Raw genomic sequence first — 8107 nt, forward strand, 5'->3', positions numbered from 1 at the left:
GTGCATAAGATACGTTTTGAATGAAAAAACCTATATATTTATTAATATTAAAGTTTATCTTTATATATTGGTATTTAGTAACATATATATATTTATTTTCATATTTATATTCTAAGTATACTTTTGCCCTTAAGATTATTCATAGAATTCATTTATCTCTAGGTGAGTTAATAAACAAAACCTTATACTTTTATACAATACAATGAATAATTATAAAAAACTTTAATTAATCTTTTTCCTGAAGTATTTTTGTTCTTAAAATATATAAATTTCTCTTTCTCTTTTCCATTTCCTATGTAACATTATAATTTCCACTGTATATTATATACTGTAAAGATATTTATTATAAGAAAAGGAGGAAAATACATGCTTATCTCCGGTAATAATTTCACCCCAAGACCAGGCCTCATAAATAAAGAAGGCTGTCTACCTGAACCATTAGAGCTAGTATGCATTGAAGTACCTAAAGTTTTTGATCAATGCTTAATTAAAAGATGTCTTAAATTTCATGAAGGACCTGATACAAAAACTACTGATGAAGAACTAAGAAGCAATCCACTAGATAATCCAAAGATATTCCTTGGATGTCGTGACTTTAATATTAGGCTTTTAGCTTTTGATAAAATTCCTCTTAAGGGACATCATGGATATAACAAAATAATAGTTCATTTTATAATTTCCTTCTATGCAGACTTCTTAGATCGAAATGGTAAGCAATGCTCAGAGTTCTTTGAAATAAATAGAAGTGAAACTATAAGTAGACTTTATTGCCCTGAGTCCATAGCTAAAATAGCTTCTAGTGCTACACCATTCTCAAAAGACTTAGAAGCTGAAATCTTAAAGCTTGAATTAGTTGCAGAGTGTCTTGATGGAAGCTTTGAAAGAGATCGTCATGGTCATGATTTCTTAGATATCACACTTGGCTTCCATTTAATTGTTAAATGTGAGCTCCTAGTTCAATTGTTAATTCCAGCTTATGGATACTGTCCAGTGCCAAAACCATGTAAAGATGTAAAACCTAAAAATCCTTGTGAAGAATTTAATTGTGCTCCAGCACCTAAGTTCTATCCTGATCAGAAATTAAGACCACTATTCCCAGGTGATAATGACGAGGACTGCTTTGATGATTTTTATGATTGTGGATGTGATAATTAATAATTCTTAAATTCATAAGGTTAATAATATATTTTAATGCAGTATAGCTACTTATGATACATCTCCCACTATAAATATAGGACAAAATGCTTCTATAAGAATCTTTAATATACCTGCTACAGCTATTTTTCATTAATTTATATTTAATACTAAATATAATAGACTTTTATAAATCCTTTTTCTCAATTTATAAATTAAGGTATTTCTATACTATTAAAAAGATATATCTTAATTTAATATAACTTAAAATTTAAGGAGGTTTATTTATGAAATCAAGATACTACGATTCTAAATATTATGATGACTATAAATATGATGATGACTATAACCATGACTCTAGATATTATGATGATCACAAGTGCTGTAACCATGACTATCCTAAGTATGAATATAAGTGCTGTAACCAGACTTATTGTAAACCAGGACACCCTACACCAACTCATTCCATATTTGCTTGTGGACAAGGTAGTGGTGTAGCTATCCCAATACCTACAGTTACAAACCCAACTTTCAATCCATTACCAGTAGCAAGTGTTACTATAGATAATACTTGTTTATGTAATCCTAGCGTAAAAATAGACTTTGATGCTTTAATAAACTATCAAGCTCTTTTAACTCTAGGTGCTACTCCTGTTTTAGGTGCTCCATTTACAGTAACCTTCCAATTAAGTAAAACTTGTAACGATGGATCAAAAATTGCTTTAGGAACATGGGATTTCGCATTTGGAATATTAGCTCTTGCTGTTAATATAACTAACTCCTTTAGCTTCAGCTACTGCGAATGTAACGTATGTCCAGGATGTTGTGTTTATACTGTAGAAATAGTTAGAGTTTCTTCAAGTACACTAGCTGGTACAGGTCTGTTAACTACTGAAAGTGCAGCTATAAGAAGTTCTAATATATCTGCTACATCTATTTCACACTAGAAAAAATAAAAATTTATATTCTTATATGTTAATATAAGAAATCATAAATAAGTTGATTAGATCTTAAGGAATTATGTTCCTAAGATCTTTTCTTTATTTACTTTTACATATTTATCTATATAAATTCTATAAATAATTGGAAGTATAAGTTTATATTACTTTATTATGTATTACTTTACTTCATATGTAACATTATAATTCTCTCTGTATATTATATACTGTAAAGAAAATTATTATAAGAAAAGGAGGAAAATACATGCTTATCTCTGGTAATGATTTTACGCCAAGACCAGGCATCATAAACAAAGAAGGCTGCCTACCTGATCCACTAGAGCTAGTATGCATTGAGGTACCAAAGGTTTTTGATCAATGCTTAATTAAAAGATGTCTTAAGTTTCATGAAGGACCTGATACAAAAACTACTGATGAAGAACTAAGAAGCGATCTATTAAATAATCCAAAGATATTCCTTGGATGTCGTGACTTTAATATTAGACTTTTAGCTTTTGATAAACTTCCTCTTAGAGGACACCATGGATATCATAAAATAATAGTTCATTTTATAATCTCCTTCCACGCAGACTTCTTAGATAGAGATGGTAAACAGCGTTCAGAGTTCTTTGAGATAAATAGAAGTGAAACTATAGGTAAACTTTACTGTCCTGATTCCATAGCTAGAATAGCTTCTAGTTCTACTCCATCCTCAAAAGACTTAGAAGCTGAAACTTTAAAACTTGAACTAGTTGCAGAATGTCTTGATGGAAACTTTGTAAGAGACTGTGATGACCGTGATTTCTTAGATATAACACTAGGGTTTCACCTAATTGTTAAATGTGAGCTCTTAGTTCAACTATTAATCCCTGCTTATGGATACTGCCCAGTACCAAAGCCATGTAAGGATGTAAGACCTAAGAACCCTTGTGAAGATTTTAATTGTGCTCCATCACCTAAATTCTACCCAGATCAGAAATTGAAGCCATTATTCCAAGATGATGATAAAGATCCATGTCATGATGATACAAATCACTGCTTTGACGATTTCTATGATTGTGGATGTGATGATTAATAACCCTTAAACTAAATATCTCAGATAAAATCTATTATTAAATACAGCTAATTCAAAATATATAAATTAAGGAGGTTTCTTCATGAACTTTAAAGGTAGATATTCTTATGACTATAATCATGATAAATGTAATGATAAATATGACTCTAAGTGCTGTAACCATGATTACCCAAAATATGAGCATAAATGCTATGATCATGACTATCCTAAATACGAATATAAGTGCTGTAATCAAGCTCATTGTAAGCCAGGACACCCTACTCCAAATAAGTCCCTATTTGCTTGTGGACAAGGTAGTGGTATAGCTATTCCAATACCTACTCTTGCAAGCCCAACCTTTAATCCATTACCAGTAGCAAGTGTTACCATAGATAGTACTTGTTTATGTAATCCTAGTATAAAAATAGACTTTGATGCTTTAATTAACTATCAAGCTCTTATAACTCTAGGTGCTACCCCTCTATTAGGTGGGCCATTTACAGTAACATTCCAACTAAGTAAAACATGCGACGATGGAGCAAAAATTGCTTTAGGAAGTTGGGACTACGCATTTGGAGTACTAGCTCTTGCTGTTAATATAACTAACTCCTTTAGCTTTAGCTATTGTGAATGTAATACATGCCCTGGATGTTGTGTTTATACTGTAGAAATAGTTAGAGTTTCTGCAAGTACATTAGCCGGTACAGGAGTATTAACTACTGAAAGTGCTGCTATAAGAAGCTCTAGTATATCTGCTACAGCTATTTCTCACTAATATAAATATAGAATTTTATAATTTTATTTTTTTAATCTATAACATTGATAATTTAAATATTGATAATTTAAATATTAATAACTTTTAAATCATTCTAAAAATATGACTTATTTAACCCTTAAAATAATATAACTTAAAATTCTAGGAGGTTTATTTATGAATTCAAAATCAAGATACTTTGATTATAAGTCTTATGATGACTCTAAGCATGATGATAAGTACCGTGAGCATAACTATCCTAAATATGAGCATAAATACTATGAGTACGACTACCCTAAACATGATGACAAGTACTGTGACCATGATTACTACGAACGTGAACACAAATGCTATGAGTATGATTATCCTAAACATGATGATAAGTGCTGTGACCATGATTATCCTAACTATGATAATAAATGTTGTGACCATGACTATCCTAAACACGATCATAAGTGCTGTCATCATGATTATCCTGAATATGAGTATAAGTGCTATGATAATGAATATCCTAAATATGATGATAAGTGTTGTAAGAAGGATTATCCTAAATACGATGACAAGTGTTATGATGATGACTATCCTAAATACCATGACAAGTGCTGTAAGAAGGATTATCCTAAACATGAGTATAAGTGCTATGATAATGAGTATTCTAAATATGATGACAAGTGTTGCAAGAAAGATTATCCTAAACATGAGTACAAGTGTTATGATAATGAGTATCCTAAATATGATGACAAGTGTTGTAAGAAAGATTATCCTAAATACGAGTATAAGTGCTGTAACCAAGCTTACTGTAAACCAGGACATCCTACTCCAAGCAAATCCTTATTTGCTTGTGGACGAGGTAGTGGCGTAGCTATACCAATACCTACACTTGAAAATCCAACTTTCAATCCATTACCAATAGCAAGTGTTACCATAGATAATACTTGTTTATGTAATCCTAGCGTAAAAATAGATTTTGATGCTCTAATTAACTACCAAAATCTTTTAGATCTTGGTGCTACACCTCTATTAGGCGGACCATTTACAGTAACCTTCCAACTAAGTAAAACTTGTAATGATGGATCAAAGATTGCCTTAGGAACATGGGACTTCGCATTTGGAATATTAGCTATTGGTGTTAATATAACTAATTCCTTTAGTTTTAGCTACTGCGAATGTAACGTATGTCCAGGATGTTGTGTTTATACTGTAGAAATAGTTAGAGTTTCTTCAAGTACACTAGCTGGTACAGGTCTGTTAACTACTGAAAGTGCAGCTATAAGAAGTTCTAATATATCTGCTACATCTATTTCACACTAGAAAAAATAAAAATTTATATTCTTATATGTTAATATAAGAAATCATAAATAAGTTGATTAGATCTTAAGGAAATATATATTCCTAAGATCTTTTCTTTGTGCATTAATATATATTATCTTAACTATTTCTTTAATAGAACCTGATTTCATAATAGATAATAATTCAATTTAACTTTAGTTCTTTATGAACTTAATTAATAGTCCACTTTTTAACACATCTACTTTATTACATATTGTCATTTCTAATATGTTTTCTCCTTAAAAGATACATAAAATTTCCTTACTATAACCTTATGAATTTTTATAACCTTTATATAGAAATTCACACTCTATATAATACATAAATAGTTATGAAATCCTTATAAATTATATATTTATAAAAAGTATTCTTTTCTTAAATTCAGTAACACTTATGTAGAAAATTTCATATTAATATATAGAAACACTTTTATTTAAAAACTTAAATAAATTACCAAAGAAGAACTTAAGGAGGTTTATTTATGAGTTCAAAATCAAGATATTTTGATTATAGATATTGTGATGATGATAGGTATGATGATAAGTATGATGATGATTGTTATGACCATGATCATAAGTGCCGTGATTATGATTATCCTAAACGTGAGTATAGATGTGATCGTGATTATCCTAAATATGAGTATAAGTGCTGTAATCAAGCCTATTGTAAACCTGGACACCCTACACCAACCCACTCCCTATTTGCTTGTGGAAGAGGTAGTGGTGTAGCTATCCCAATACCTACAATTACAAACCCAACCTTTAATCCATTACCAGTAGCAAGTGTTACAATAGATAGTACTTGCTTATGTAATCCAAGTGTTAAAATAGACTTTGATGCTCTAATTAACTATCAAGCTCTTATAACTCTAGGTGCCACCCCTGTTTTAGGAAGCCCATTTACAGTAACCTTCCAATTAAGTAAAACTTGTGGAAATGGATCAAAAGTTGCTTTAGGAACATGGGACTTCGCATTTGGAATATTAGCTCTAGCGGTTAATATAACTAATTCCTTTAGTTTTAGTTACTGTGAATGTAACACATGTCCAGGATGCTGTGTTTATACTGTAGAAATAGTTAGAGTTTCTGCAAGTACACTAGCTGGCACAGGAGTATTAACTACTGAAAGTGCTTCTATAAGAAGTTCTAGCATATCTGCTACAGCTATTTCACACTAGTTAACAAATAAAAGTTTATAATTTCTTATATCCTAAATATGAAAACCTATAAATAAATTGATTAGATCTTAAGGAAGTATATCCCTAAGATCTTTTCTTTACTACCTATTACTAAATCTGCTACTCTTCTTCTCTTAAATAAGTACACAAATTTTTCTCCTCACTTTATAAATTTCTATAATCTCTATATGAAACTGATATTTATTAATATACCTTATATATATTATTTATATATACTTGATACTTTATATAATACATATATAGTCTTAATCTTCTTATAAATTATATATTTATAAAAAGTATTCTTTTTTTTAATTTAGTAACACCTATGTAGAAAATTTCATATTAATATATAGAAAGGTTTTATATATTAATTTTGATATATTACCAAAGAAGAATTTAAGGAGGTTTTTTTTCATGAGTTCAAGACCAAGATGCTATGATGACTGTCCGCAAGACTGTAGACCACCTCAAAGGTGCTGCAATCAAACTTATTGTAAACCAGGTCACCCTACTCCAACTGACTCTCTATTCGCTTGTGGACAAGGTAGCGGTGTAGCTATACCGATACCTACAGTTACAAACCCAACCTTCAATCCATTACCAATAGCAAGTGTTACTATAGATACTACTTGTCTATGTAATCCTAGTGTTAAAATAGACTTTGACGCTCTAATTAACTATCAAGCTCTTATAACTCTAGGTGCTACCCCAGTGTTAGGTAGTCCATTTACAGTAACCTTCCAACTAAGTAAAACTTGTGGAAATGGTTCAAAAATTGCCTTAGGAACATGGGACTTCGCATTTGGAATATTAGCTCTAGCTGTTAATGTAACTAACTCTTTCAGCTTTAGCTACTGCGAATGTAACACATGCCCAGAATGCTGTGTTTATACTGTAGAAATAGTTAGAGTTGCTGCAAGCACATTAGCTGGTACAGGAGTATTAACTACTGAAAGTGCTGCTATAAGAAGTTCTAGTATATCTGCTACAGCTATTTCTCACTAATAATTAGACAGAATTTATATTCTCATATCAAACTATGAGAAATAATAGATAATTTCATTAGACCTTTAGGAATTATTCCTTTAGGTCTCTTCTTTATATATTTTTAAATATATGAATATTAATAACGCCTGTTGTTACAGTTAAATCTAAAATAAATATAATTGTCACTTTAAATCTTTATAATATAAAATCTCAGCTTTTGAAAGATAGCAATTTTAATCAAACAGCCTAATTTTTACAGCTATTTAGACATAATATAACATTCAACTTATTGCAATGTAACCTAATTATGTTATATTTCATATTAATATAACTAACAAGTATTTTATTATAAAGGAGGTTTATTTATGACTTCTTTACATGACTGTACCAAAAGTAACGCTATAGACGATTGCCCATACGAGTCCAAAGTGGATACAAAGGTTGTTTCTGTATGTAATGAAGGAAGCACTATCGTTGTACCTCTGCCTAGTGTTTCTAATCAAAGCTTTTCTCCTATCCCTATAGTAAGTGTGGATGTAAATACTAATTGTTTATGTAACTCTATTGTTAAGATAGATTTTAAATCCATAATAAATTATCAATGTTTTATAACAGTTACAGGTACTCCAACCCTTAGATTATTTGTCCCTCTTAGAATAACATTTCAATTAACCAGAACTCGTAATGATGGTGCAAAGACCCTTTTAAAGTCCTGGGATTATTCTTATTCA

Annotated in this window: 8 protein-coding genes; all 8 read left to right on the forward strand. The window is 30.3% G+C overall.

Features of this window, described 5'->3' with window-relative positions; all coding sequences use genetic code 11:
• The first annotated feature begins 366 nt into the window (after nucleotides 1–366).
• Entirely contained in the window at nucleotides 367–1155 is a 789-nt protein-coding gene (locus tag AB2369_RS09030) for a hypothetical protein (protein WP_367666154.1), read from the forward strand.
• Nucleotides 1156–1421: 266 nt separating this feature from the next.
• A complete protein-coding gene (locus AB2369_RS09035) occupies nucleotides 1422–2081 on the forward strand; it encodes a DUF4489 domain-containing protein (protein ID WP_367666155.1) in 660 nt (219 codons plus the stop codon).
• 256 nt (nucleotides 2082–2337) lie between these two features.
• The gene (locus AB2369_RS09040) at nucleotides 2338–3147 is read left to right on the forward strand and encodes a hypothetical protein (RefSeq protein WP_367666156.1); all 810 of its coding nucleotides are present in this window, start codon (nucleotides 2338–2340) and stop codon (nucleotides 3145–3147) included.
• A gap of 82 nt (nucleotides 3148–3229) precedes the next feature.
• Nucleotides 3230–3901 (forward strand): DUF4489 domain-containing protein, encoded by a 672-nt coding sequence (locus AB2369_RS09045; protein ID WP_367666157.1) that lies wholly within the window; start codon nucleotides 3230–3232, stop codon nucleotides 3899–3901.
• A gap of 156 nt (nucleotides 3902–4057) precedes the next feature.
• Nucleotides 4058–5191, forward strand: a complete 1134-nt coding sequence (locus AB2369_RS09050) for a DUF4489 domain-containing protein (RefSeq protein ID WP_367666158.1) — start codon at nucleotides 4058–4060, stop codon at nucleotides 5189–5191.
• A 499-nt stretch (nucleotides 5192–5690) separates the two neighbouring features.
• Nucleotides 5691–6386: a DUF4489 domain-containing protein gene (locus tag AB2369_RS09055; RefSeq protein ID WP_367666159.1), complete on the forward strand. Its 696-nt coding sequence runs from the start codon at nucleotides 5691–5693 to the stop codon at nucleotides 6384–6386.
• A gap of 417 nt (nucleotides 6387–6803) precedes the next feature.
• Complete coding sequence (locus tag AB2369_RS09060; protein WP_367666160.1) at nucleotides 6804–7394, forward strand: DUF4489 domain-containing protein; 591 nt, start codon at nucleotides 6804–6806, stop codon at nucleotides 7392–7394.
• Between the two features lie 347 nt (nucleotides 7395–7741).
• The coding region (locus AB2369_RS09065) for a DUF4489 domain-containing protein (protein ID WP_367666161.1) at nucleotides 7742–8107 on the forward strand (366 nt) is incomplete at its 3' end.

This window comes from Clostridium sp., from assembly GCF_040797585.1.
Classification (GTDB): Bacteria; Bacillota; Clostridia; order Clostridiales; family Clostridiaceae; genus Clostridium_Z.